Genomic DNA, 26,990 nt, shown 5'->3' with positions numbered 1-26,990 from the left:
TCTTTATGGATACAGTGCTGTCAGGGTTTGATTGGTTTGATGATTTTTGGGTGCTTTCCAGCGACTCACTAAATGCCATAAATTGCTGCCATTAAAAGCACTGTTTTTACCTTGCCCGTATAGCGTTTGGTCAAGTTCCGCTAGGGCAGCCTGAATTTTTGTATCTGCCATCTTTTGACCCAGTTCACTAAGGCTTTGGCTGTCGGAGAGTGACGGGTGCTGCTGTGCCCAATGCAACAGAGCAGAGCGTATGCGAGCTGGGTCATCACTACGACAAGCGTGCTTTAATGATTCGCTGTTGATGGCTTTGTCAGTCGACAACATCCTTTCTGCCTGGGTGCTTTTCCTTCGTTTAAGCACTAGCATCAGCAACACGATATTCAATGCTGTCGATACGGCCAGGCCGAGTATCAATAAATAATGGCTCGCAGATGGCTCTGGGGGTGAAACCTGTGTATTGGCAGGTTCCGTATTTGCAGAATCGTTAGCGCTCGGCATTATTGATGACTCTATAGCTGGCGCTGGTGCGACGTTAATGGTTCTGGCTGGAATGACGGCGTATTCAATTTTTTGGCTACGAATGTTCCACCAAGGCACTCGGATCTCAGGCAAGGTGAGTGGTCCGCTTTGAGTCGGCACAATCGCCATTGCTTGGCTCATGGTGCTTTTGATGCCGTTGTCTGTTACCTCATCTTGGTGCTGATTTTGTTCGGGGTAATAACGCAGTCCATCGACTTCAGCAATGGCCAATGCCGGGATTTGGCTACCACTCAGGCCATCGGCGGTAACGGTTAAGGTACGAGTAACCGGAGTGCCGACTTGCCATTGTTGCTGTGACAGCTGTTCATTGATATTAATCGCTTTCGCTGGCAACCAAGGTGCCTGGGGGTATTGTGATGGCTGTGGTTGAATATTGAGCCGCATTAAGCGACTGACTACCGATACGTCTTTCGCTGGATCCCAGCGATTATAGGGGTTAGGCACCTTCGCGCTAAAGCGCTGTCCCGGAATCACTAGCTCACCACTTTGCTCTGGATAAATAACATAGCGGCGCTCGTAAACACCAAAACGTTGACCATCAACCACGGTGGTGTAGGTTTTAACTTTTCCTAATGGCTCCACTCGGGCGTCAGTCACTTTTAAATCCGACAAGCTGGCCTGGTCGTGGTTCTGGTTGTAGTAAAGTTTTTCGATGTAGAGAATCTGGCCTTGAACCCAATAGGGCCCTTTACTGATTTCAACGTTAAAGAAAAAATCTTTATTGCTTTGTTGCAGTACGTCTGCAGACGGTGGTTTGACTTCGATGCTGATCGGAGTGGTTCGGCTGCCTTTAAAGCTGATCGCAGGAATTATCAGCTCGCCGCTGCGTTTTGGCGAGAGTCGCAATTGCCATTCGGTAAAGGATTCGCTGTCGCCATTGCTCATATGAAACTGAGTGGATCTGCGGCTGCTCTCAATATTGAAATCCTTTTGCAAACCACTCAGTTCGGGTTGACCACTTATCACTTGTTGGTGATAACGCAGCACCAGATTGAAGGTATCCTGCTCAGTGATGTGTTTGCGATCGACGCTGGCCGTAAATGGTGCGGCTGCATAACTGGCAGGTACCAGTAGCGAACATATTAAAAAAAGCCACAAACGGATTACCATAACACCTCCTCGTCTGATGGCGCTGATTCTTGTTGTTGTCGGTATTGATACAAAAATTTTCGCTGCAATAAATCGCCTGGATCATCGGGAACACGATTTAGCCATTGCTGCATAGCCGCCTGCTCTTCTTTATTCAGCGGTGCTTGTTCTGCTGATAGCGGATTTTTTTGCTTGGCTTCGGCCATGTCCTGGGATTTATCCTGCTCTGATTGCTGCTGTTGCTGCTGTTGCTGCTGTTGCTGCTGTTGCTGCTGTTGCTGCTGTTGCTGCTGCTGCTGTTGCTGCTGTTGCTGCTGCTGTTGCTGCTGTTGCTGCTGTTGCTGCTGCTGTTGCTGCTGTTGCTGCTGTTGCTGCTGTTGCTGCTGTTGCTGCTGTTGCTGCTGTTGCTGCTGTTGCTGCTGTTGCTGCTGTTGCTGCTGTTGCTGCTGTTGCTGCTGTTGCTGCTGCTGCTGCTGTTGCTGCTGTTGCTGTTGCTGTTGCTGTTGCTGCTGTTGCTGCTGTTGCTGCTGATCGAGCAGCTCTTGCACTCGTTGGCGATTGATTTGGGCGCGCTCTAAATCAGGATCTTTGGCCAGAGCGGTGTCGTAAGCCTCGATGGCGGCTTCCAGCTGCCCTGATTTAGCCAAAGCATTGCCTCGATTGTAGTGGGCGTCGGCGTTGTCCAACTCGCTAAAGGCGCTGGCGGCGAGCTCATAATCACCGGCTTGGTAGGCGGCAAAGCCGCGCCAATCGGGGCGCTCGAATACCTTAGCGGCTTGCTGATGTTGTTGCTGTTGCAGCAGTGCTTGGCCCTGCTGATCGGCGGTTTGCCAAGGACCGGCTTGGCTGTTGGGGCTGTGCAGAATGATCAGTAATGGCAGACAGGCCAGGGCACCGCGACGAAACAGCAATAGTGCTGCGGGGAGTAATAGCCAAATCAGCCAGTGCCCTTGGTCGTACCACTGGTCAAATTCACCGGCTGCCTGGCTGGCTTGCAATTGCTGCCAGCCGCTATTGAGCAAGCTCTGCCAATCACTGTCATCCAAACGCATGGATTGCCAATTAATGGCGGCATTGCTACTGGCCAGGGAGCGAATGACTTGGGTATCCAAGCCTGGCATAACGATTTGCTCACTGCCGTCGCGCAAAAAACCTTGCCCATTAGGCAATGGAATAGGCGCCCCTTGTTCTGTGCCTAAGGCAATAATGCCAAGGCTAAAACCGCTATGTAAGGCGCTATTAATGCGCTCGACATCTCGTGCTTGCAGGCCGTCGGTGATGAGCAGTAAACGCCCATGACTAATACCAGCCCCAAAAGCCAGTTGCTGAGCTTGCGAAATGGCTAAATCTGGGCGGCTGCCGGGCTTTGGCATAATAAAGGGGGACAGTGACGGCAGCAGATTTTCTATGGTGCTGATGTCATTGGTGAGCGGCGTGACTGTGTGGGCGGTGCCGGCATAGGTCACCAAGGCCGTTTGGCCATCTTGGCGGGCGCGCACAATATCGGTGATTTTTAAGATCGCACGCTGATGGCGGTCGGGTGTCAGATCCGTCGCCGCCATGGATAACGACTGATCGAGCAAGATAATCAGGGCATCCTGGCGTTCTGCCACCGCGGTGGGTTGTTTATCCCAAGCTGGGCCTGCAAGTGCCAATACCGTGATGATGCCCACCAGCAGTAGCCAAAGGCTTCGCTGCCGACTTTGTGTCGGGCCTTGCTCCAGTACATAGGGCAACAAGTCGGTATCAACAACTTGGCGCCACTGGCCAGCTTTGGCTTTGCGTTGCCGCCACAGCCACCAGCAAGCCAGTAACGGGAGTGCTAACAGTAGCCACAATGGACGAATAAAATGCCATTCCATTAATGTCTTCTCCGCAATGTCAGAACTCCGCTTTGTTGCAGCGTGAGTAGCAGCCCCAAACTAAACGCAACGGCCAGCGGCCAATAAAACAGACTGCGCTTGGGGCGTAGGGTTCGACTGTCTTTAAATGTGGGCTCGAGTTCATCAATCAAGGCGTAGATTTGTTTGAGTTCTTCACTATTGCGGGCACGAAAAAAAGCACCGCCGGTTTGCTGAGCGATCGTGCGCAAGGTGGTCTCGTCCAGATCACGTGACGGATTGATTCGACGGCTGAATAGCAGTGTTCTTTGCTCCATCACTTCGGCGCCTAAGCCAATGGTGTAAATTTTCACACCGGCCTGCTGCGCCAATTGTGCGGCTTTCAGAGGGTCGACTTCACCTGCGGTATTGGCACCGTCCGTGAGTAGCACCATGACACGGCTGTCTTGTGGATTGGCACTTAAGCGTTTAATCGTGAGGCCAATGGCATCGCCAATCGCAGTATTGCCGCCTGCTAGGCCAATGGCGGCTTCGCGCATATAGGTGCGAATGGTTGCGGTATCAAAGGTGAGCGGTGCTTGCAGGTAGGCTTTGCTGCCAAATAACACAAGGCCCAGTCGGTCCCCTTGGCGCTGGCTGATAAAGTCGTCCAGCACATGTTTTACCAGTGCCAAGCGAGGAACAGGTTGCTGCTGCCATTGCATATCTTCAATGCGCATGCTTTCGGATAAATCCACCGCCAGCATCAGATCACGTCCAGTGCGTGGCAGCTCAATACTGTCACCAATAAATTGCGGCCGTGCTAGGGCGCATACCAGTGCCAACCAAATGGCCAACGGCAGCAGCCACAGCTTCCAGCGACTGCCCTGAATAGTGTTTTGGCGGCTAGCCAAGCTTTGCCATTGTTCCAGTTCGGGCACTTGTAGCGCCGCTTGCTGCTGTTGTTTTGGCGGCAGTAGCCAATACGCCAGCAGTGGTAATGGCAGTAAAAAAAACGCCAGAGGCCAGACCCACTCAAACATGACGACCTCCACGACAGTTGCGCTTTAGCCACTGCAAGCATTCAGATATCAGTTGCTCGCAGTTGATGTGACTGGCCAGTTTGGGGTCGTAAACCGCAAAAGCCAGTGCTTGGCTGCTGTGTTCGGATAATCCGTGGTCACGTAAAAAATCCTGCCAGGCTTGGCCGTGCCAGCTCATGACGTGTGGAAAATAGTGCTGACAGGCGCGTTTTAGAATCTGATTGCAGTGCAGACATAATGCTTGTGGCTGCTGAGGCGGATCTTGCTGTAACAGTTCTATGGCGGCTTTAGCTGGTGCCTGTTGGCGTTTCCTGTGACGCCACCAAATGACCAATATGATGACGGCTGCCAGGCAGGCCAACAGCAGACACCACCAACCATAGGCTGGCCAGGTACTGACCGGCTCTGGGGTGATTAAAGGCTCCAGTTGCAATGGCTGAGTGATGTTAGGGTTCATTTTCTTCTGTCTCGTACCATGCCCAGCCCGGCTTGCAATGCTGGCAATATTTCCTCGTCGGTGGCCAATGACAGCATTGGAATACCCAGCCGTAACATGGCCTGTTTTAGTTCGTCGCGACCTTGCTCAAACGCCTGCTGGTAGCTTTGGCGGGCAGCAGCCGAATAGGTGGCCAGGTGCAAACGATGCTGCCCGTCGGTAAGGTCGTAATCGCCAGGCGGTGGCAGCTCGGCCTCTAATGCGTCATAGAGGTGCAGGGCAGTGACGTCACAGTGGCGACTGAGACGAAACAGCGCTTGCTGGCAATCGGCATCAAAGCCATGCCAGTCGCTAATGATGTAGACCGAGCTACCGGGACGACAAATGCGTTGTAAGTGGCGCAGCATTTGTGCCAGTCGATCTTTGCTAGTTGTAGCGTTGGGCGATGATGGCGCTGCGCTGGGCCAGTGCGCCAGATGATGAAGCAGGCTGAGCACTTGGCGACTGCCGTTACGGGCACGCAGGTCAATTTCTTGTTGGTCGTCGAATAATAACGCGCCGATGCGATCGCCGTTTTGCAAACCGGCCCAAGCCAATAGCGCACTCAGGTCTGCGGCCAATACCTGTTTAAAAGCTCGCCGTGTGCCAAAACGCATATGCTGGCGTAAATCGCAGGCTATCATAACGGGCCGCTCGCGCTCTTCGCGAAACAACTTAATATGGGCGTCGCCAGTACGCGCCGTTACCCGCCAGTCCATGGCACGAATATCGTCACCGGCTTGATATTCCCTAACCTCAGAAAAATCAATGCCACGACCGCGCATGGCCGAGGTATGAGTGCCAGCTTGATCATTTAGCACTTTGCGTTGACGCTTTATTGGTAGCTGCTGCGCCAGGGTGCGCATTCGAATTAAATTGTCGCGGTCGATCAAGGCCCCGCGACTGAACTCCACCTGTGTCATTAGCTAACCGCAACCCGTTGCAGTAATTCGTCGATAACGGCATCGACCTGGATGCCGCTGGCTTGGGCTTCAAAGCTAAGAATTAGGCGATGACGCAGCACGTCGTGGGCGACGGCCTGGACATCATCTGGGCTAACATAGTCTTTGCCTTGCAACCAAGCATGGGCCCGAGCGCAGCGTTCTAGGGCGATGGTGCCGCGTGGACTGGCGCCGTATTCGATCCATTGCGCTAGTTCATCGCCGTAGGCTTTTGGTGTGCGGGTGGCGATGATTAATTGCACCACATATTGCTCAACCGCCGCGCTGAAATGCAGCTGCATAATATCCTGGCGCGCTGCAAAAATTTGCGCCTGGGTAATGACGTTAGGTTGTGGCAGCTCTTTATGCTGAGCTTCACCGCGCACTAAACGCAAAATATTCAGTTCGGCATCGGCATCCGGGTAGTCAATCAGTACCTGCATTAAAAACCGGTCGAGTTGGGCTTCGGGTAGTGGATAGGTGCCTTCTTGTTCTATTGGGTTTTGCGTTGCCATCACCAAAAACAGCTGCGGTAGCGGACGGGTTTGTCCGCCGACGGTGATCTGACGTTCTGCCATGGCTTCCAATAACGCACTTTGTACTTTGGCCGGGGCGCGATTGATCTCATCGGCTAGAATCAGGTGGTGAAATATTGGCCCGCGTTGAAAATCAAAGGTTTGCGTTTGCGGCCGATAAATATCAGTGCCGGTGATGTCACCGGGTAACAGATCTGGAGTGAACTGGATGCGTTTAAAGTCTCCTTCCAGTCCTTGGGCGAGGGCATTAATGGCTTTGGTTTTGGCCAAGCCAGGGGCGCCTTCAACCAGTAAGTGCCCATCTGCCAGCAGGCAGATCAGCATGCGATCGACCAATTTAGGTTGACCAATGATGTGATGTTGCATGTGTTGGCGTAGGGCCAGGACGGCGTTTTTAACGGCCATGTGTTGTTATCATCCTTTGCTGCTGGGGCGCATAATTTTATGCGTGAAACTGCGCATGACTCAATCCAGTAGTATGCTTGTGGCTGAAAAACCATGACTACCGGAACCCGCCGTCAGACCTATGAATGCATGCCATAGTTCCATACTGGCCACAGTCTATTGCTGCATTAGGGGCTGAACGCGCAGAAAGCCAGTTTTTTACTAGGCTACCACGTACGTAGTTTTAATTTTCAATTACGCGATTTATGGGGCTGAATATAGACCGCCAGCTGTGGTCAACTTTGCCTCTTACTCTATGCCTATAATTCGATAAGGAAGGATTCAATGCTGACTGCGCTCAATAATCTCATTGACGAACGCAATGACGCAAAACAAGCCGACATTTTGCGCCGCTTCGCCAGTCTCTACTACTCTGGCGCGCCGATGGAAGAAGTCATGGCGCGCCCGGTGGAAGACATCTACGGTGCGGCTATGTCTTGCTGGCAGCTGGTCCAACAGCGCCAGGCCGGAAAAAATAAGGTTCGGGTGCTGAACCCGGATTATGAAAACCATGGCTGGCAATCCAACCACACCATTATCGAAATTGTCTGCGAGGACGTTCCTTTCCTGGTGGATTCAGTACGCATAGAGTTGAACGCACGTCAAATGGCATTACACGCCATTCATTACTGTGTGTGGAACGTAGAGCGCAATAAAGAAGGTCAGCTGAAGTCGTCAGGTCAGTGGGACAAAGCCAGTAAGTCCTCCGTGGCAGAAGCCATTATCTACATCGAAATTGACCATCACTCAAATCCTGAAGTATTGGATGAGCTGACCCAGGCATTGGTAAGTGTGCTGGATGAAGTGCAATGTTGTGTTGCCGACTTCCCAGCCATCATGCAACACGCTAACGCTGCGGTAGCCAGCCTTGAAGGCGGGCGTAAGCGTGTGCAAGAGCGCAAAGAAGCCCGTGAGTTTTTGCAGTGGTTGATTCATAACCACTTTACCTTCCTGGCATACGACGAATTTGAAATGCAGGCCGATGGTTCGGTGAAGTATGTTTGCCGTAATTCTGAGGCTGACTTGGGTGTATTTCGCTTTCGCAAAGCGGCCCACGACCGTTTACGGTTAGATGAACTGCCGCAGGAAATTCAGGACTTTATCAAAAGCCCACAATTGATCAGCTTTATGAAATCGGGCTATCGCAGTCGTGTGCATCGCCCAGCGTATCCTGATTACGTGGTATTAAAGCGCCTCAATGACGAAGGTGAAGTGATTGGCGGGGTGCGCTTCCTTGGCCTGTACACCTCGATGGTTTATATCGAATCGCCAAGCAATATCCCGATTATTCGTCAAAAATTGGATGAAGTCCGTGCCTTAGCTGGTTTTGACCCTAACTCACACAGCGGCAAAGAGCTAAATCGCATTTTAGAAGTGTACCCGCGTGATGAGCTGTTCCAATCGGCGGTCGAGCAGTTGCATGAGACGGCGATCAGCGTTCTGAATATTCAAGAACGTCGTCAAACACGCGTGTATCTGCGTCGTGACACCTATGGCAAATTTATTTCCTGCTTGGTGTACACCCCACGTGATATCTATAACACCGAGCTGCGGCAGAAAATTGAATCGGTACTGGAGAACGAGTTTTCTCCGACGGATGTCGAGTTTAATACCTACTTCTCAGAATCGGTGTTGGCTCGAACCCACTTTATGGTGCGCTTAGACCCAGATAAGCCGGTTAAATACGATGCCGATATGGTTGAGCGCAAAATCCGCCAGGTCGCGCGTTCATGGCAAGATGACTTGCACGACGCTCTGGTTGAGCAAGTGGGTGAAGAAAAAGGCAACCGCCAGTTCAACCGTTACCGTAGCGCCTTCCCGGCCGGTTACCGCGAGAGTTTCTCGGCGCGTACAGCGGTGTCGGATGTGCAGCATATGGAATCCTTGTTTGTCGATAATGCCGACGAGCTGGCGATGAGCTTTTACCGTGAGCTGGAAGAGGATGATAACCAGCTGCGCTTTAAGCTGTTTAATCGCGATACCATCTTGCCGCTGTCCGATGTGATTCCTGTGTTGGAAAACTTAGGACTGCGAGTGTTGGGTGAGCACCCGTACGAAATTACCGTTGAAGGTAATCGTACTGTGTGGATTCACAACTTCCTGTTGGAATACACCTTGTCAGACAGCATCACCATTTCTGAAGTGAAAAAGCTGTTCCAAGATGCGTTCCGCGCTATTTGGGAAGGCCGTGCAGAAAACGATGGCTTTAACCGCTTAGTGCTTGGCGGCAAGTTGGGTTGGAAAGATATCGCTATTTTGCGTGCTTATGCGCGTTATATGAAGCAAATCCGCTTTGGCATTTCTGAAACCTACATTGCCAATGCCTTAAGCCGATACATTCCGATCGCGGCCAGCTTGGTGGAGTTTTTCCACTTGCGCTTTGGCTTGCAAATCGACAGCCAGCAAGAGCGCATCTTGAAGATGGCTGAATGCGAAGAGCAGCTAAAAACCTCAATTGATGAGGTAGACCAGCTGAACGAAGACCGTACTTTCCGTCGCTACGTTGAATTAATGAAGGCAACGCTGCGTACCAATTTCTTCCAGTGCGATGAGCAGGGTAAGACGAAAGATTACGTGTCGTTGAAGATAGATCCATCGTCGGTATCGGATATGCCGCTGCCGCGTCCTATGTTCGAAATCTTTGTTTATTCACCTCGTGTTGAAGGTGTGCACCTGCGCGGTGGACGCGTCGCTCGTGGTGGTTTGCGCTGGTCAGATCGTACTGAAGACTTCCGTACCGAAGTATTGGGCCTGGTAAAAGCCCAGCAAGTGAAAAATGCCGTTATTGTACCGGTGGGTGCTAAAGGCGGTTTTGTCGCTAAGCAGCTGCCAAAAGACGGCGGCCGTGATGCCTTTATGGCGGAAGGTATTGCCTGTTACCAAACCTTTATTTCGGCGCTGTTGGACGTTACCGATAACCTGGTTGAAGGTGAGCTGGTGCCACCGCAGCAAGTCATTCGCCATGATAGCGATGACCCGTATTTGGTGGTGGCGGCTGATAAAGGCACCGCGACTTTCTCCGACATTGCCAATGAAATTGCAGTGAAACGTGGTTTCTGGATGGGCGATGGTTTTGCGTCGGGCGGCTCGATTGGTTACGACCATAAGAAAATGGGTATTACCGCTCGCGGGGCCTGGGTGTCAGTGCAGCGCCACTTCAGAGAGTTGGGTGTAAACGTTCAAGAGCAGGATTTTTCTGTGGTGGGCATCGGCGATATGGCCGGTGATGTATTTGGTAATGGCATGTTGTTGTCCAAGCATATCTGCTTGGTGGCGGCCTTTAACCATATGCATATTTTTGTTGACCCAACCCCAGATGCAGCCAGCAGCTATGAAGAGCGCCAGCGCCTGTTTGATCTGCCGCGCTCCAGCTGGGCAGATTACAATCGCGACCTGATTTCTCGCGGCGGTGGTATATTCTCGCGTGATGCCAAAAGCATTCCCATTTCTCGCGAAATGAAACAGCTGTTCGGTATTTACGATGACCGCTTACCGCCCAATGAACTGATTCGTGCGATCTTGCGTGCGCCGGTAGATTTAATCTGGAACGGCGGTATTGGCACTTACATTAAATCGAGCACTGAGCGTCACGCGCAAGTGGGCGATAAAGCCAATGATGGCCTGCGAATCAATGGTGATCAGGTACGTGCCAAAGTGATTGGTGAAGGCGGCAACCTAGGTATTACTCAGCTGGGTCGGGTTGAGTTCAACCTGAATGGCGGTGCGTCTTATACCGACTTTATTGATAACGCCGGTGGTGTGGATTGCTCTGACCACGAGGTGAATATCAAGATTATGCTCAACGAAATTATGGATAACGGCGATTTGACGCGTAAACAGCGCAACGAAATCTTCATGTCCATGACCGATCAGGTAGCGGATCTGGTATTGACCAATAACTACAATCAGACTCAAGCCATTGCCTTGGCCGAGCGCGATTGTCGTACCCGTCTGGATGAATATTCTCGCTTAATGCGCGATTATGAAGGTGTTGGTAAGCTGAATCGTTCGCTGGAATTTTTGCCAAGTGAAGAAGAGCTGCAGGATCGTCGTAGCCAAAACAGTGGCCTGACCAGGCCAGAATTGTCTGTGCTGATTTCCTATACCAAAGCGGATTTAAAAGAACGTCTGAATACCGCTGAGATCTGTGCTGACAACTATATCTCCCGCATTTTGACCACGGCCTTCCCAGAAAACCTGTTTGAACGGTTTGGTGAAGCCATGTATCGCCATCGTCTGCGCAGCGAAATCATTGCTACCCAGTTGGCCAATGACATGGTCAATTACATGGGTATTACCTTTGTTAATCGTCAGCAAGAATCGACTGGTGCCACAGTGACGGAAATCGCGCGTGCCTATCTGACAGCGCGTGATGTGTTTGATCTGCCTCACTTGTGGAAGCAAATCACCGAGCTGGATTACCAAATCGATACCGATGTACAGGAAAGCATGATGGCTGACCTGATGCGTTTGGTGCGCCGTGCAACGCGTTGGTTCCTGCGTAATCGTCGTGTACTTGATAACATCGATGAAGAAGTGAAGAACTTCCGTGCCCCGGTGCGTGAGCTGGCAACACGTTTAGGTGATACCTTGAAGGGTTCCGCTCTTGAAAGCTGGCGCCAAACCTACAATGAGCGTGTAGAAGCCGGTGTGCCAGAAGCGCTGGCGGCGGCGACTGCCGGTGCGTCCAACCTGTATTCGGTGCTGGGTATTATCGAGGCTGCGCGTCAAACCGAGCGTGAGTCTCAGCATGTAGCGGAAACCTACTTTGAGCTGGGCGAATACTTGTCGCTGGATTGGTTTATGCAGCAAATTAACTTGTTGCCAGCCGCCAGCCACTGGGACGCACTGGCGCGGGAAACGTTGCGTGATGATTTGGATTGGCAGCAGCGTGCACTGACGGTGGGTCTGTTGCTGGGCTACGATGCGCACGAGTCACTGGATGCTGCTATTGAGGCGTGGGCCGATGAGCAGAAAGCACTGGTGAAACGCTGGCGCAGTATGTTGGCCGAGTTGAAAGCTGCGGATGGTTTGGAGTTCTCTATGGTGGCGGTAGCGCTGCGCGAGCTGCTGGATTTGGCCCAGGCCAGTCGCCATCACAAGATCAGTCACGATGCCCCTGTTGCTGGCTGATGAGCTGCGCTAAACGCTGTATGAGCGCTTAGTGCGGTTTGTTCCCTGGGAAGCGCCGGCTCTGGAGACAGAGTCGGCGTTTTTTTATTCTGACGGATGACGCTGTTACTCTGGCGATGGATAATATTGCCACGACTGCGACCTGAGTTTGTCTTGTGAAGTATATTGCATTGTTGTTGAGTGCTCTGTTTGCCCTGGCGTTGCAGGCAGCAGAAGTGGACCAATTCACTCACTTGGATGGCGTGCCTCTGAATGACAGTGCCGATCTCATTGATGCAGAAATAGAGCGGCGCATCGATTTAGCGTTGCAGTTGGCCAATAGCCCGTATCCTAGGCGGCGGCCTTACAAGGTCCATCCGATGCGAAAAAGGCCGCAGTGTGATGAGCAAAGGCTGTATGACAGTTTGCGCTGGTATTTGGCCCGGCCAGTGATTGGCCAGGTGGAAACCTTTGCCGAAACTGCAGCCGATGTCGACCGGCGCAGAGTCAGCTTTAAGCAGTCTATTTATCGTGATTTTCCCTGGCAACAGTCACCTTCGTTGGTGTTGAGTGAGCGGTTAGCGGCAGTCATACGAATCGGCAACGTTGAAGTTGGTAGTGATAAACTTGGCCACTTTTTTACTGAAGGTGCCAGCTACTTTGAAATTACCCGTCGCCTGAATGACTCTGTCGAAGCGGGTCTGTTGTTTGGTGATTGGTCGGAATCTCTGTATTTTGGTGCGCAAACAACGGGAGTATTCTCTTTTGCCGATTTGGTCGCCAACTTTAATGGGCTGCGTTTTTGGAATCGCATTTTAGGACGCCAGCCTGACCCACTGACGGGAGTCATACCCAAGCCATTTGTTGAGTGTCAGCAAAAACGTTGGCGGCGAGTGGCGGATGTGCATATGGTGGAATACGTTGATAATGGCTGGGATGAGTCGATTAATTGCGTCGCTGTGCGCAATGAGACCTTGCTGCAGAGACTGCAGCATCCTGAGGTACGTTGTCGACCACGCTTGTTGCCCAAGTATAAATATCAGCAGCTGGATGTGCGCTTGTTAAATCGAGCGGGGTTAACGGTTCTGGCGCAACATCTGCAACCTGAGGTGATATTGCCGCAGCGAATTGAACTGAAAAACTGGTCGTTGCCTACGGAAGCGATCGATCATATACGTGAGGTTCGTGAGTGGCTGGAGCGTTGGCGTTTACAAGCGCTGGAGCAAACACCATGAGCCAGAAAATTATCGTTGATATTTCTATTTCTGCCGATGAATATCTGGCTTACTACAACGGCAGTGCCAAATATGTGGTAACCAATGCTATTGATGGCCGTGTTGTACGTTTTCCTGCCGGTATTTTGCAGCGAGTGGTTGAGCATCATGGCGTGCATGGGCGTTTTGCCATTGAGTTTGATGGCCAAGGGCGATTTGTATCGATTAATCGTGTTGGCTAAGGCTGCGGCCAGCAGTGTGGATGTGAACCGGCGGAAATCATGTCTATATACAAGATGTTGCGCTGCTAGCCCGGAGCAGCGCACCTGTTCATCCAATCTGACTTAAATCGTGTTAACAGGCTCTCATTATGCTGTTGTCAGTATTGCTGATTTACAGCAACTTAAGTTGTCGTGCCTTTGCAACGCATTGGGAGCGAGTGTTGGCATCGAGAATCATAAATAAATGCGACAAATGTTTTTTTACCGTGTTTTCAGAGATGCTGTACTGAGTACCGATTTGTTTGTTGGTTAATCCATCGGAAACCGACTGCAGTATTTGTTGCTGGCGGAACGTCAATGCCAGGGTGCTTACCGGCTGGGGTGTAGCGACGGGTGTTTGAGGCTCAGCATGCAGAAACTGTGTCAGCGCGACAATTAACTGCTGGCGCGTCTGGCTTTTGGACATAAAGGCTTGTGCGCCTTGTTGGTAGCAGATTTCGCGCTCTACTTGGCTTTCGCTGGAGGATAACACCAGTAACCGACCGTTTAGTGCGTTGGCCAGCCGGTTGATGGCGCCACTAGCTTTCATGCCGGGCATTTTCAAATCCACGATGCCAGCCTGCATTGTTGATAACGGTAGGGTTATTAAACTGTCAAAGCATCGGGCTCGGTGTATTTGTGCCTGGGGGGCCAGGCTGTTAACAAGACTCTCCAAACCATCGAGAAATAATTCGTGGTCATCGGCAAGGGCGATTCTCATAGCAGTATTACCATGGTTGTTTAGCTGGCTTGGGGTGTTTTGTGGATGAATTGACCCACAGCAGGTGATGGCAATCGGCTATGTATCCAAACCGATGGTTTACAAGTGACAGTTTGCTGAGTAAAGGGGCAGTGTTTGTGCCATCGCCTGCGAGGCTCGCAGGCGATATTGATTGGTGAGCGGGAATCATGATCCGCGTTTCCTTATTATTTAATTCTTAAAGCCTGCCGACCGTATGGGAGGGCTTGTTATCGATAAAGCCTATGCGCCAGGAGCAGAGGGGGCTCGGCGCCTTTAGCAGACCAGTCCAGTGGCCCGACGTCTTTGTGTCCATGACTGGCTATCTAGCGCTGCCGTGAGCATTCACGGTGGTTGCTGATAGTGGAGTAATGAACTGGATAGCAGCCTTTCGCTGGTCGCGATTGCCTGTCGGCCAGCACAGTGGGTGTCTATGCTGGGTGGCCTGATTGCTTCTCTGGCCCAATGTGCGCGCTCTGTTTAAGCGCGTCATTCTGGGCGCCAATCAGTACAGGCGGGCCAATATCCGGTCGGCGATAGTAGAAATGCTCGAGCTGGCATTGAACTACCCATCTGGGTAGTTTTTGTAGCGACAGGTAGCATTTTCATGAATAGCGATAGTTTCCTCCGTTTGTCGTCTACAGAGATGCTGGATTACCGTATAATGCCCGCGCTTTTTTGCCTGCAACCCGTGAATCTGGAGATTTGGTATGGATTGGTACAGCCTGACCCGACAGCTGTTTTTTCGCCTGAGCGGTGAAACATCTCATGAACTGGGACTGGATATGCTCGGCGCGGGTGAACGCCTTGGTCTGTTGCAATATCTCGCCCCTGAGGTTGCCAATCTGGAAACTCAGGTCGCGGGGATACAGTTTGCTAATCCCGTGGGCTTGGCGGCGGGGCTAGACAAAAATGGTGATTACATTGATGCCTTTGCACGTTTAGGGTTTGGCTTTATTGAAATCGGTACTGTGACGCCACGGCCGCAGCCAGGCAATCCTAAGCCTAGGCTGTTCCGCTTGCCTAATCAGCGTGCCATTATCAATCGTATGGGCTTTAACAACAAAGGTGTGGACCACCTAGTTGAGCGGGTAAAAGCTTGTCGCTATGACGGTGTGTTGGGCATCAATATTGGTAAAAACTTCGATACCGCTGTCGAGGATGCCACGTCCGATTATCTGATTTGTCTGGAAAAAGTGTACGACCATGCCAGTTACGTCACGGTCAATATCTCCTCGCCCAATACGCCAGGACTGCGCACCTTGCAGTACGGCGATGCGTTAAAGCAGCTGCTGGAGCCCATCAAAGAGCGTCAGGCGCAGTTAGCTCAGCAATATGGCTATAAGCCTGTGTTTGTGAAAATTGCGCCGGATATGAGCGAAGAAGAGGTTGGCTTGGTTGCTGAGACACTGGTCGATTGCAATATGGATGGCGTCATTGCGACCAATACCACCTTGTCGCGTGATGGTGTCGAGGGTGAGCGCTTTGGCGACGAGCAGGGCGGCCTGAGTGGCGCGCCAGTGGAGGAGTTGGCCACTGAAACCGTGCAGCGGTTGGCCCAGGCATTAGACGGCAAACTGCCGATTATTGGTGTTGGCGGTATTCTCGACGGTGAAGGCGCGGTGGAGAAAATTAATGCCGGCGCTCAACTGGTACAGATATACAGTGGTTTTATTTACCGTGGGCCTGAATTGATCGCAGAAACGGTGGATGCCATCGCGGCTCAGCGCAGTAAGGCGTCTTAGCCACAAAACGGTTGGCTGGGCAAGGCGTGTATCGGTCAAAAGATGGCATTGCGGTTGTCTGGCTTTGTTAGTGGCAAAAAGTGAGTGGCTGGTTGGATATGATCATGTGGCCGCTAGCAGGTATTGCTGCTGGCCCCGACTTTCTTGCTGGCAAAAGGTCAGTGGTTAGTTGGACAAGATCGTGCGGCTGTTAGCAGGCGTTGTTGCGGTGGCTGACTTTCTTGCTGGCAAAAGATAAGTGGCTGGTTGGATATGATCATGTGTCCGTTAGCAAGTATTGCTGCTGGCCCCGACTTTCTTGCTGGCAAAAAGTAAGTGGTTGGTTGGACATGACCTGCGACTGTTAGTAGGTGGCCGACTTTCTTGCTGGCAAAAGGTAAGTGGCTGGTTGGATATGATCAGGTGGCCGCTAGTAGGTATTGCTGCTGCCCCCTACTTTCTTTCTTACTGGCAAAAAAATGCCCCGTTGATAACGGGGCGACCTCCCGGGTGAGGAGGCGGGGTGCTAAAGGTTATATAGACATTTTATGAATTCCAGAAACGCCGGTGTATCCATCCCAGTTGTCTGCACGTCCGGATCGCCAACCGGCCATCCAGGCGTCTCGCATGGTACCCATCGGAGCCAGGTCTTTAGAGCGTCGTTCAACGCCGGCCCGATAACCACGAGAGAATGCCCGTTCTTGCAAATCGCGTTTCTGTTTCTTCATAAGATGCGTCCTCGCTTCTGTTAAAAGAACTGGCCACTGCCAAGTGAAAAGATGACGTAAGCAGTGACAGCCCCTAAGGTTTTAACGCGACGACTGGGTCGATGTTAATGATTTTTTTCTTATAAACAGCGTTACCGTTACTTCGCAACGCTATTTGACGAGTGGAACACTATCAGTATGCAAACTGAGGTTGAGGCGCCAGAGACGGCGTGGATGGCCCTATGCCCTAAAGGTCTGGAATCACTCCTGGCCGATGAAATCAGCCACTTAGGGGGCAAAGTTGAACGAGAAACGCACATGGGGGTGTCGTTTTCTGGCGATCTGACGGTGGCTTACCGGGTCTGTTTGTGGAGCCGTTTGGCGAGCAGAATATTGTTACCCTTGTATGAATGTCAGGTGGCTTCGGTCAAGGAATTGTACGACGGTGCAAGACAGGTTGACTGGCCGTCGCTGTTTTCTGTCTCAGCCACCTTTCGTATCGATTTCCATGGCCGTACGGATTATGTCCGCAATACCCAATTTGGTGCCCAGTGCATCAAAGACGCGGTGGTTGACGCCTTTAAAGAGCAGCAGGGGCAACGGCCATCGGTTGATAAAGAGGGTGGCATTCGCATCGAGGCGCGGTTGGCGAAAGGAAAGCTGAGCCTGTTCTTGAATGTCAGTGGCGATAGCTTGCATCGTCGTGGTTACCGCCTGCAGCCTGGCAAGGCACCGTTAAAGGAAAACCTGGCGGCAGCTTTGTTGCTGCGTGCTGGTTGGCCGCAAAAAGCAGCCCAGGGGCAGCATCTGGTTGACCCTATGTGCGGCTCTGGCACCTTGTTGATTGAAGCGGCGATGATGGCTGCGGATGTGGCGCCAGGCTTGAATCGACAGAAGTGGGGTTTTAGTGACTGGAAAGGCCATGATCGCAAGTTATGGATGCAGCTGTGTGAAGACGCGCGTGTGCGTCGCAGTGCGGGTATCGAGCAGCTAAATAATCGCTTTTACGGCTTTGATATCGATGGCGAGCAGCTTAATGCGGCACAGAAAAACCTCGAGCGCTCAGGGTTGGCTGGCAGTATTCACCTAGAGCGGCGTGCGGTTGAAGCACTGCGGGTACAAAAAGAGGTGATTGCTAAGGGTGGCTTAATTATCTGTAATCCGCCCTATGGTGAGCGCCTAAGCGAATTGCCGCAATTGGCACCGCTTTATCAGCAGCTGCATCAGGCGGCCCTAAAGCTGCCTGATTGGCCGCTGGCGGTATTTACCGGCAATGTCGATTTGGCGAAAGTGATTCGCCGGCCGATGGATAAGCAATACCGCTTTAACAACGGCCAGATAGCAACGCGGTTATTGATGTTCGCTGCCGCCGACGAGCGCTCTCATGCAGCATCAGAAAGCCTGATTCGTGGGCCGGTAGAGGCATTTGCGAATCGGCTTAAGAAAAATTTAAAACAACTGCAAAAATGGGCCAAGCGTGAGCAGGTAGATTGCTACCGGCTGTACGATGCGGATTTGCCCGAATATGCGGTAGCGATTGATCGTTATCAGGCAGAGCAAGGCGAGTGGCTGCATGTGCAGGAATACACGCCGCCTAAATCTATCGATCCGGAAAAAGCTGAGCGTCGTTTAATGGATATACTGGCTGTGTTGCCTGAAATTACCGGTGTGGCAGCGCAGAATATTGTCTTAAAGCGCCGTGAGCGCCAAAGCGGTAAGCGCCAGTATGAAAAAGTTGCCAGTGCAGAGCAGGCGCTGACCGTGCAAGAAGGCGCGGTTAAATTACAAGTGAATTTGCGCGATTATTTGGATACAGGGCTGTTTTTGGATCATAGGCCAACACGTTTGTGGATTTATCAGCAACTTAAACCAGCACAGCGGTTTTTGAATCTGTTTTGCTATACCGCCACGGCCAGTGTGCATGCGGCCAAGGCCGGTGCTCATTGCACCAGTGTTGATATGTCGCGGACCTACTTAAATTGGGGTAAGGATAACTTCAAATTAAATCAGCTTGATCCAAGCGAGCACGCCTTTGTGCAGCAAGATTGCTTACAGTGGTTGGAGCAACAGAGTGAGCAGGGCGGGCAAGGTTACGATGTGATCTTTATGGATCCACCGACCTTTTCTAACTCCAAGCGAATGGAGGGTGTGCTGGATATTCAACGTGATCATGTGCGTTTGATTGAGCAGGCCATGACATTGCTTAACCCAAATGGTGTGTTGGTGTTTTCAACCAACTTGCGCCGTTTTCAAATGGATGCTGGCGCACTAAAACAGTTCACTGTAACGCCGCAAGGCTCTAAATCGGTGCCGTTTGATTTTGCTAGGCGCCCCAATATCCATCATTGCTACCACATCAAGGCGAGCTAAAAGCTCTGATTGTGACACTTTCAGGCCCGCTATCGCGGGCCCTTTTCGATTGATTGCACTGTTTTATTACTTCATTCACGGCCAGTGCACGGCTTTGGTACGCATCCTGCTAAGTTAGTCCCGCTGATAATGACAACAGCCCAGTAATAGGGCGTTAAAGATGGCCGTGCGCCTAGAACAAACAGGCATTAGACACGAGTCGTGGTCTTAGGGGGGAAGTAGGTGGATAGTCTCGAATTGACAACTGTTAACAGTGCTGTAGAAACCTTGATGCAAAGCGCTAACACCATGTTCGTGTTATTAGGTGCCATCATGGTATTAGCGATGCATGCAGGCTTTGCTTTTCTAGAAGTTGGCACGGTGCGACGTAAAAACCAAGTGAATGCACTGGTAAAAATTATTACTGACTTTGGTATCTCAACCATTGCCTATTTCTTTATTGGCTATCAAGTCGCCTATGGTCTTGATTTTTTTGCCAGCGCCCATGACCTGATTAATAACAATGGTTATGAATTGGTCAAATTCTTCTTTTTACTCACCTTTGCCGCAGCGATTCCGGCCATTGTTTCGGGCGGTATTGCCGAGCGCGCGCGGTTTTATCCGATTTTGATCGCATCGGCGTTAACGGTGGCGTTTGTTTATCCCTTTTTTGAGGGTTTGATTTGGAATGGCAACTATGGTTTTCAGGCGTGGCTAGAAAACCGTTTTGGTGCGCCATTTCACGACTTTGCTGGCTCTATTGTTGTTCACGGTGTTGGCGGTTGGATAGCATTTGCAGCGGTGTATTTATTGGGTTCACGTAAGGGGCGTTATCGTGATGGTCGGGTGGTGGCGTTTGCACCATCGAATATTCCCTTTTTGGCTCTTGGTGCCTGGATTCTTGCTGTTGGTTGGTTTGGCTTTAATGTGATGTCGGCACAAACGCTGGACGGTATTTCTGGCCTAGTAGCCGTAAACAGCTTAATGGCCATGGTGGGGGGGACTGTGGTGGCCATGTTAGTTGGCCGTAATGACCCTGGTTTTATTCATAATGGCCCACTGGCGGGTTTGGTGGCTGTGTGCGCCGGATCGGATGTGATGCACCCGATCGGTTCTTTGATTGTTGGTGGCATTGCCGGTGCTTTATTCGTTTACGTATTTACCTTGGCGCAAAATCGTTTTCCAAAATTTGACGATGTATTAGGTGTATGGCCGTTGCATGGCCTGTGTGGTACCTGGGGGGCTGTCGCTGCTGGCATTTTTGGATTGCAAAGTATGGGCGGTTTGGGTGGCGTCACCTTTATGTCGCAGCTGATAGGTTCGTTAGTCGGTATCGCGGTAGCTTTAATCGGCGGCTTTGCTGTGTATGGCGCGGTAAAAGTGGTATCGGGTATACGCTTGGATGAAGAGCAAGAATTCGATGGTGCGGATTTAAGTATTCACAAAATCGGTGCAACTTGTGATGACTAAGCTGTCGTTATAATCGTCTACACGGAATGCGCCTCTTTGCTAGCCAGTGATCCTGAATCCCAGTGCTGCAGAGGCGCCAACAATAAGTGTGATAAAGAATAAAAGCTTTAAATAATCGGAGCGCTAACAGAAGAGACGCAAAGCCGAGTTCTCATGACTGTGCAGTGGGCTGAGTTGCTAAACACTTTTCTGTACTAGCGTTTCGTTCCCTCCGATCATTCTGATAGATCTCAAGTATTGGGCTTTAGTTATCGCTGAGACGCTATGGCATCTATCTTTTTCCTCATTGCGCAATGGCGCGATATCGCTGCTGGTTGGCCATTCTGGTGAAAGTGCGAACTGGCTCCCAGGGTGCTGTGATAGCTTTCTCGGTTATTTTTTGCTCAGCTCAGTAATCTCTCGGCGATAATTAAAACGAGAGAAAGCGAGATGAGAGTACTAGGTATATTGCTGGCAGCACTGCTGACGGCCTGTGGCGGCGGATCTGGAGGGGGCGGCGACTGTAGTGGTCGTGATGGTTGCACGCAGATAGACAACCCAGGCAATGACTCGGGTAATGGCTCTGATGACTCAGGTAATGACTCTGATGACTCAGGTAATGACTCTGATGACTCAGGTAATGACTCAGGTAATGACTCAGGTAATGACTCGGGTAATGACTCGGGTAATGACTCTGATGACTCGGGTAATGACTCGGGTAATGACTCGGGTAATGACTCGGGTAATGACTCGGGTAATGACTCGGGTAATGACTCGGGTAATGACTCGGGTAATGACTCGGGTAATGACTCGGGTAATGACTCGGGTAATGACTCGGGTAATGACTCGGGTAATGACTCCGGTAATGACTCCGGTAATGACTCAGATGACGGTAAAGATCAGGGTGATGGCGATACAGAGCGAACGCCGTTGCAGCAAGCGTTTGAAAGCGGCGATGTTGGCACTGTTAGTGCTGCTGAGCTTTTGCAACAAGCGCACAAACAGCTGCAAGCGGACACCCAGTTACTGCTAGAGCAGCGATACCGACTGTTAGGGCGCGATGTCAATGGCAATCCACTGAACAACAGCGCTGTAGGCCCGATGAACTGGGAGTTGAGTGTCGATGCAATGTGGTTGCAGCCGACGCTGGGTGAAAACGTGACTGTGTTGCTCACCAATGCCAGCCATAGTGGTCATCAACAACCCGCCAGTGTTGGCGTAATGGGGGATGATAGTAAAGGACGTTATTTAGCCTTGGCATCCAACCCAATGCGAGCCTGGAAAAAAGGCTGGGATATTAATGAGTCCACTCAGCAATGGTTAGAAAATGGCATTCGCTGGTTGGCTGGTCGGGAATTTACCGCCGATAAACCGTTGAATATTGTATTGTCTCATATGGCAGACTATTCGGTATTTGCCGATACTCGAGCAACCAGTGAGTGGCTTGAGCAGCGTTACGGCGATCGTGTGCGATTTAATGCAGATAAAAGCTGTGATGGCGCGGCTTTAGCAGGCTGTTTGGCTAATGCAGATGTGCTGTTTTTATCGCAGTCGGGTGAGCTAACGGATGGCCTTAAACAGGCTGTTTTGTCAGCCCGTAATCAAAATATCCCGATTTTATATATGCACCACTATGGCGGTTTAGACCCTATTGGTGAGTGGGTGTTAAACGAATTAAAAATCGACGCGAATCAAAATAACTATTGGGTCAAAACTTACCTAAAGAACCAACCCATGTATGACCATATGGATAACCAATCCGATCTGGTTGAGCACATCAGTCGCGTATTAAGCGTGTTGGAGAAAGGCTCGGGTGTCGATTTTTCTCAGTGTGATGGCCAAAACTGTGACAATGCCCAAAGCGTTGTTCAATGGTTGAATGACATCAGTAGCATCCAAACGCAACTGCGTACGTTTGATCAAAACTTTGAGCACATATTTGCAGAAAAAGAAGGCTATGCCATCTGGCGCTGGTTGGTTTTGCTGGCAGACCGCTACCGGTTAGATGGGCACTATCCGCTGGATAAATATACCGATACACCTGCCTTTTTACGCGCCATGTTTGCGGATGCAGCAGTGTATCAAATGCGCTCGGTAAATCCTGTGGCGGCAGATTTAGGCAACTTCAGTCGCAGTGATTTTAGTCATATCAGCCCGACTACCGTGACGGTAGAGCGCACCAGTCGTCCCAACTTTCGCTCGGCTGGTGTGTATGTTTTGCCAGGGCAGCCGGTAACAGTGACTCGTCTGGATAGCAGTGATGTCACGGTGAGCGTGCAGGTCAACAGTGTGCGTGAGGGCGCTACACGTTGGTTTGAAGACAAGGGTTACAATCGTCCGCGGTTTTTACGTGGCCAGGCACTGGCGATTGAACCCAATCAAACTATCCGCTTTACCTCTCCCTACGGTGGTCCGCTGCAGCTGTTGTTTGACCGCAGCAATCAGCCGGTGCGTTTGAAAATAGAAGGCATTGGTCAGCACCCATACTGGGCCAGTAGCGCAGATGATCACACCTTTAATGCAGCTCTGGCGAAGGGTGATTACGACTGGGCTGAGATGGTAACAGAATCATTTGAGGTGCACTCTAAGCTCGACAAAATGCGTGAGTCCGTTGGCCGCTGGCACAACATTGGCGAAATGGCCGCCGCCACCGAGCGTTATATTTGGAATTTGCCCCACGTATTGTCGGGTTTTCAGGGCCGTGGTATTGATAAGCTGGCAGAAGTACACGACTTTGCTGACCAAAGGCAGCTGACTATTGAAGAGCTGGATCTGGTTAAGCATATGAATGCCGATCAATCGCTCTGTGGCTGGGGCTGCAGTGGCAATCCGTACGACGCTGGCTGGAGCTTCAACCCAGTATTTCATGGTGATATTCACGAATTAGGGCACGGTCTGGAGCGTGACCGCTTTTTGTTTGCCGGTTGGAACTCTCATGCAGTGACCAACTTCTACGCTTATTACTCCAAAACTCACTATCAGCGTGATACGGGTAATGCACACGAGTGTCAGGATCTGCCGTTTCGGGAACTGTTCGAGGCGCTGCGCGCCAGTCAGCAACAGGCGGATCCGTTGGCGGCAATGGAAGCAGCCAACCTAATTGGTTGGGACCAAGGCGTGGCGCGCTATATTCAGCTGATGATTGCCTTACAGCAGCAGGGGGCACTGCAAGATGGCTGGATGCTGATGCCTCGTTTGCACATTCTTGAGCGCAATTTCAGGGCAGCCGTGGGTTCCGATGCCCAATGGCAGAAGCAGCGCCAAGCCTTAGGTTTTGGCAACTTCAGCCGCCAGCAAGCCCAGGCATTAAATAACAATGACTGGTTGCACATTGCTATCTCGGTGGCATCGCAGCGCAATGTATCGAGCTTCCTACGGGCGTGGGGACTTGATGCTTCCGCTACGGCGATACAGCAAGTCGATGCGCTGGCGCTGGAAACTTTGCAACCACGTTTTTACGCGGTAGAAAACCGCGATTATTGCGATGGTTTTGATAAAGCCGACAGTGTCATTGAAGGGGGTATGAGCTGGCCCAGCCGTTAATCTTGTGATGCACGCATGGCCGTTGTGTTTGCGGCGTTAGTCCCCCCAACAGCTCAATTATGCGCTGTTGGGGGGGGCTGCTTTTATCGATCAGGCCAGATGAATCAAGGCAGTGTGAACTTTGTTAGCAGCTATTCAGGCTATTGCCGAAAAATCTGTCTTTGGTTATGGTGCGCTGACTATTTCTGTCGTTATCAAGGATGAAATCTATGATCAAGATATCTATGCCACGATGGTTTGCCGGCGTTGCGTTGATGTTGTTAGCAGCCGGTACCATCGCTGCCCCCGTTAAGCAGCAGGACTTATTGGGTAGCTGGTGCTTTCATACGCTTGAATATGCCGATGGCAATGAGTCGAATGAAAAGGTCACTTATACCTTTGGTGCCAATGGCCAGGTCACGGTGCAAGAGAGCAGCTATGAAACGCGCAGTGCTTATCGGTTAAAGCGTAATCGCTTAAAAATGGATAAATTCGGCCGTCTTACCGTGCTGCAACTGACGCCAACTGAATTGTTATTGCAAAAGACTAATGACGCCACTATGTATCTAAGTCGAGGGGAGTGTCAGTAAATATATTTTTCCAAATCATGATGGTTTTTGGTATGGGGTGATTGCACTGGAAGTGATAGTGATGGTACAGAAGAATATCTTGCTTGTTGTTGGCTATAGCAGACCTTATTAACGCCAGCTGGTATCAAATGACTGAAAACTCATTAAAGCTGAATCAGGCAAAGCATGAGCTAGATGCTGGGCGTTGTAGGCAAGCCTACAATTTATTGAAGCCGCTTCTGGATCAGAGAGTGCCAGAGGCATTGTTTTTATATTCGCAATTTAGTTTGGCTGGGAGTGAAACAGAGCGCGAGTTTGAAGCCAGAAGTCTTCGTTTATTAAAAGAAAGTAGCGATCTTGATTTTCCTCCTGCCGTATACGCTTTGGGCGTATGTTATGAGATAGGCGATCTTGTGGATCGCGACCCAAAAATCGCAGCTTTATTGTTTAAAAAATCGGCTGAGCTGGGCTATGCAAAGGCCAAGCTGAGTTACGGCCTAGATCTGTTTTACGGTTACAACGGCATACCAAAAGATGAGAGCTTAGGGTTGTATTATGTCAAGCAGGCAGTTAAGGAGGCTGTTGATGGAGCGGATGTTTGCTTGCAAAAAATGCGGGCTGGCGACTGACTCGGTGCCAACCGCAAAACGCTTCTTTTGGCATTCCTTTTTTGTATAAGACGCAAGCCGTCCGCTAAAGTGGCACTCTTGTGCTAATGACTCGTTATAATAATGATGTGTTTTTAACCCACAATCCATCTAAACAGAAACACAGTTCAATCCCCGCTGAGGTGCTGGAAAACCTATACTAAAAGCTTCTGTTGTGTTTGTGATGGAGACTGCCATGGTCATTCCTCGCACTCTGGTATATCAGGTAATTTTATTCCTTTTTCTGGCTGTAGTGATAAGCATGACGCAAGCGCATGCGGCTCCCTCGGCTTGGGAGGTCAGAAAAGCAACCATCATCAAACACTGGACGCCCGAGCGCAAAAACCAGGCGATACCCAGAGACTTATATCGGGATCATAGCGGTAAAGGCTTTATGAGCGATGGTCGTGGTGGCTTTGTGCCCTATGGCCAAGCCAACGATGCCGTTGTCAGACGACCAGGTGGTACCGATACCACAGCACCTGTCATCTCGGCAATGAGTCCGGCGGAAGGAGCCATTATTGGTAGCAGTGCTACCTTCAGTGCCACAGTCACTGATAGTGACAGCGGTGTGCGGAGCGTGGCCTTTAACGTGCGTTACCCATCGGGGGCCACGGAAAGCTTTACCGGCAGTCATACTGGTAATGATGTCTGGGCCGTCAACCTGCAAGGTTTTAGCGATGGCAGCTGGAGTTGGTGGGTAACTGCTAAAGATGGCGCGAGAAAAGGTGGCAATAGCTCTAGCTCGCCAGAGTTAAGTTTTACCGTATCTACTGGCGACCCAGGGCCGTCTGATCCTCCCACCGAACCACCTGCTGAGGGTACGGTGACTAACGCCGCTTATACCTCAGGTGGTACCGTACAAACGGCAGCCGGGCGTATTTATTTCGAAATGCCGGGTAATGCCAAACGCAAAGGCCCCTGGAATGGTTACGTCTGCAGTGGCACTGTGGTACGCCACATAACCACAGAGACCGTACCGCCCACCGATCGCAGCATTATTTTGACCGCGGCCCACTGTGCCTACGACGATGCAAACAAGGCATTTGCACGCAACGTGCTGTTTATTCCTGATCAGGCGGGTACGACCGCGTCAGGCACTGACACAAGTTGCAGCAACGATCCTATCGGTTGTTGGGTGCCTTCGTTTGCGGTGGTGGATGTGAACTGGAGTAATCGCGTATTTCCCGACAATATTCGCTGGGATTATGCTTTTTATGTGGTGGAACCCAGCGGAGCCCACAGTGCAGGACTCAATGCAACAGAGGATGTTTTGCATAATGCAGCAGGCTACATGACGATCAGTTTTGATCCACCTGTCGTTGATGATGGAACTCCTGGTGCGACAAGTAGCGATTTTACCCATGCGTTGGGTTACAGCTACAGCGATGACCCCAACTTTATGTACTGTGCTGAAGATATGACCACAGAGGGCAGTGACAACTGGTGGCTTGCTAACTGTGGTTTAAGTGGTGGAAGCTCAGGAGGCCCTTGGGTGCAGCCGCTTGTGTACGGTGATGGCCCTGTGATGTCTGTGAACTCCTGGGGCTATACGACTCGTTCTGGAATGGCAGGCCCCATGTTTGATCAGACTTCTGCACTGTGTATTTATAACAGCGCAGACAGTCTGGACTTCAGTTCAATAAATAGTGCAGATGGAGAAGCGGGCGTTATTGAGAACTGCCCATAGCAACAAGGGGCATAAGTTGGCTCAAGTCGGGTTCATATCTGGCCGGTATTGTTTGATTGATAGCAATATCGGCTTTTTTGTACGCTCACTGTGAAGCCGTTGTAGCGATCTTTCATCATA

At 51.0% G+C, this 26,990-nt stretch carries 18 protein-coding genes; 10 read left to right on the top strand and 8 right to left on the bottom strand.

Features of this window, described 5'->3' with window-relative positions:
* Positions 1–3: 3 nt before the first annotated feature.
* From AC55FS_RS12430 to AC55FS_RS12405, 6 genes are read right to left on the bottom strand one after another with little or no spacing between them, the layout of a single operon-like run.
* Positions 4–1,650, bottom strand: coding sequence for a BatD family protein (locus AC55FS_RS12430; protein WP_496932575.1), 1,647 nt, complete (start codon positions 1,648–1,650; stop codon positions 4–6).
* Positions 1,644–3,491 carry a VWA domain-containing protein gene (locus tag AC55FS_RS12425; RefSeq protein ID WP_496932574.1) on the bottom strand — a complete coding sequence of 616 codons (1,848 nt, stop codon included), beginning with the start codon at positions 3,489–3,491 and terminating at the stop codon, positions 1,644–1,646. Before AC55FS_RS12425 ends, AC55FS_RS12430 begins: the two co-directional genes overlap by 7 nt.
* Entirely contained in the window at positions 3,491–4,492 is a 1,002-nt protein-coding gene (locus AC55FS_RS12420) for a vWA domain-containing protein (RefSeq protein WP_496932573.1), read from the bottom strand. The genes AC55FS_RS12425 and AC55FS_RS12420 overlap by 1 nt, the downstream gene beginning before the upstream one ends.
* Complete coding sequence (locus AC55FS_RS12415) at positions 4,485–4,949, bottom strand: DUF4381 domain-containing protein (RefSeq protein WP_496932572.1); 465 nt, start codon at positions 4,947–4,949, stop codon at positions 4,485–4,487. The genes AC55FS_RS12420 and AC55FS_RS12415 overlap by 8 nt, the downstream gene beginning before the upstream one ends.
* Complete coding sequence (locus tag AC55FS_RS12410) at positions 4,946–5,890, bottom strand: DUF58 domain-containing protein (RefSeq protein WP_496932571.1); 945 nt, start codon at positions 5,888–5,890, stop codon at positions 4,946–4,948. Before AC55FS_RS12410 ends, AC55FS_RS12415 begins: the two co-directional genes overlap by 4 nt.
* Positions 5,890–6,849 carry an AAA family ATPase gene (locus AC55FS_RS12405; protein WP_496932570.1) on the bottom strand — a complete coding sequence of 320 codons (960 nt, stop codon included), beginning with the start codon at positions 6,847–6,849 and terminating at the stop codon, positions 5,890–5,892. Before AC55FS_RS12405 ends, AC55FS_RS12410 begins: the two co-directional genes overlap by 1 nt.
* Before the next feature lie 324 nt (positions 6,850–7,173).
* Here AC55FS_RS12405 and AC55FS_RS12400 point away from each other — a divergent pair, with 324 nt between their 5' ends.
* The 3 genes from AC55FS_RS12400 (at position 7,174) to AC55FS_RS12390 (ending at position 13,456) form a co-directional block, all read left to right on the top strand.
* Complete coding sequence (locus tag AC55FS_RS12400; RefSeq protein WP_496932569.1) at positions 7,174–12,021, top strand: NAD-glutamate dehydrogenase; 4,848 nt, start codon at positions 7,174–7,176, stop codon at positions 12,019–12,021.
* A gap of 155 nt (positions 12,022–12,176) precedes the next feature.
* The gene (locus AC55FS_RS12395) at positions 12,177–13,235 is read left to right on the top strand and encodes a hypothetical protein (RefSeq protein WP_496932568.1); all 1,059 of its coding nucleotides are present in this window, start codon (positions 12,177–12,179) and stop codon (positions 13,233–13,235) included.
* The gene (locus tag AC55FS_RS12390) at positions 13,232–13,456 is read left to right on the top strand and encodes a DUF2835 domain-containing protein (RefSeq protein ID WP_496932567.1); all 225 of its coding nucleotides are present in this window, start codon (positions 13,232–13,234) and stop codon (positions 13,454–13,456) included. The genes AC55FS_RS12395 and AC55FS_RS12390 overlap by 4 nt, the downstream gene beginning before the upstream one ends.
* A 151-nt stretch (positions 13,457–13,607) precedes the next feature.
* Here AC55FS_RS12390 and AC55FS_RS12385 read toward each other — a convergent pair whose 3' ends face one another.
* Entirely contained in the window at positions 13,608–14,195 is a 588-nt protein-coding gene (locus tag AC55FS_RS12385; protein WP_496932566.1) for a response regulator transcription factor, read from the bottom strand.
* A gap of 728 nt (positions 14,196–14,923) precedes the next feature.
* Here AC55FS_RS12385 and AC55FS_RS12380 point away from each other — a divergent pair.
* A complete protein-coding gene (locus tag AC55FS_RS12380) occupies positions 14,924–15,958 on the top strand; it encodes a quinone-dependent dihydroorotate dehydrogenase (RefSeq protein WP_496932565.1) in 1,035 nt (344 codons plus the stop codon).
* Positions 15,959–16,470: 512 nt separating this feature from the next.
* Here AC55FS_RS12380 and rmf read toward each other — a convergent pair.
* Positions 16,471–16,665: a ribosome modulation factor gene (gene rmf, locus AC55FS_RS12375; RefSeq protein ID WP_496932564.1), complete on the bottom strand. Its 195-nt coding sequence runs from the start codon at positions 16,663–16,665 to the stop codon at positions 16,471–16,473.
* A gap of 177 nt (positions 16,666–16,842) precedes the next feature.
* Here rmf and rlmKL point away from each other — a divergent pair, with 177 nt between their 5' ends.
* The 6 genes from rlmKL to AC55FS_RS12345 all read left to right on the top strand — a co-directional run bounded on the left by rlmKL (position 16,843) and on the right by AC55FS_RS12345 (position 26,870).
* Positions 16,843–19,014: a bifunctional 23S rRNA (guanine(2069)-N(7))-methyltransferase RlmK/23S rRNA (guanine(2445)-N(2))-methyltransferase RlmL gene (rlmKL, locus tag AC55FS_RS12370; protein ID WP_496932563.1), complete on the top strand. Its 2,172-nt coding sequence runs from the start codon at positions 16,843–16,845 to the stop codon at positions 19,012–19,014.
* Positions 19,015–19,251: 237 nt separating this feature from the next.
* On the top strand, positions 19,252–20,463 hold the full coding sequence (locus AC55FS_RS12365) for an ammonium transporter (protein ID WP_496932562.1): 1,212 nt from the start codon (positions 19,252–19,254) through the stop codon (positions 20,461–20,463).
* 429 nt (positions 20,464–20,892) lie between these two features.
* Complete coding sequence (locus AC55FS_RS12360) at positions 20,893–23,985, top strand: ImpA family metalloprotease (RefSeq protein WP_496932561.1); 3,093 nt, start codon at positions 20,893–20,895, stop codon at positions 23,983–23,985.
* A gap of 209 nt (positions 23,986–24,194) precedes the next feature.
* Complete coding sequence (locus AC55FS_RS12355; protein WP_496932560.1) at positions 24,195–24,554, top strand: hypothetical protein; 360 nt, start codon at positions 24,195–24,197, stop codon at positions 24,552–24,554.
* Between the two features lie 128 nt (positions 24,555–24,682).
* Positions 24,683–25,162 carry a tetratricopeptide repeat protein gene (locus AC55FS_RS12350; protein WP_496932559.1) on the top strand — a complete coding sequence of 160 codons (480 nt, stop codon included), beginning with the start codon at positions 24,683–24,685 and terminating at the stop codon, positions 25,160–25,162.
* 280 nt (positions 25,163–25,442) lie between these two features.
* On the top strand, positions 25,443–26,870 hold the full coding sequence (locus tag AC55FS_RS12345) for a trypsin-like serine peptidase (RefSeq protein WP_496932558.1): 1,428 nt from the start codon (positions 25,443–25,445) through the stop codon (positions 26,868–26,870).
* The last annotated feature ends 120 nt before the right edge of the window (positions 26,871–26,990 follow it).

It is taken from the genome of Bacterioplanes sp. CLAM21 (genome assembly GCF_059641015.1).
The sequence above is the reverse complement of the archived record's forward strand: the minus strand, read 5'-3'. Positions and strand labels throughout refer to the sequence as shown.